The organism is Gilliamella sp. Fer4-1, from assembly GCF_001690515.1.
GTDB lineage: Bacteria > Pseudomonadota > Gammaproteobacteria > Enterobacterales > Orbaceae > Gilliamella > Gilliamella apicola_C.
In genome coordinates this window covers 1-438 of sequence record NZ_LZGZ01000252.1, presented here as the reverse complement: position 1 = coordinate 438, position 438 = coordinate 1, and the positions used below count along the sequence as shown (strand labels likewise).

Genomic DNA, 438 nt, shown 5'->3' with positions numbered 1-438 from the left:
CCTGCATTGCGTGCAATAGATTCCCGTTTTACGGGAGCTTTTTACTCCATGGCTTATGATTATAAATATACGTTAAGACAGGCTAGAAAAGTTATTGAACGGGAAACAGCGCATATAATTACAAGTCATCTTACTACAAACTGGAATAAAGTATTACCAATTATTCGACATAACTAACCCAAAAAACCAGTCAGGAAAGGCATTGATTTTATTAAAGTTTTTCCGGTGTTTTTTGATGACAATTCTATAACCCTTTTTTTAACTTGCTTTATAATTCATTGAAAAATATAGATTAATTTCAGTGCTAGAAAAAAGGGTTATTTTTGGAAAAATGGCTAAATTTTAGTTAAAACAAAAGGCTATGTTTGATATAATCTAGTTCACCGCTGCGTAAGCGGTTTAGAAATTTTCTTAGTGGTTTATATGAGACTTTTAAGT

Annotated in this window: 1 protein-coding gene; it reads left to right on the top strand. The window is 31.3% G+C overall.

What is annotated here, in order from left to right; translation table 11 throughout:
* The first annotated feature begins 6 nt into the window (after window positions 1-6).
* A complete protein-coding gene (locus A9G30_RS13675; protein ID WP_442903447.1) occupies window positions 7-177 on the top strand; it encodes a P22AR C-terminal domain-containing protein in 171 nt (56 codons plus the stop codon).
* Window positions 178-438: the final 261 nt, after the last annotated feature.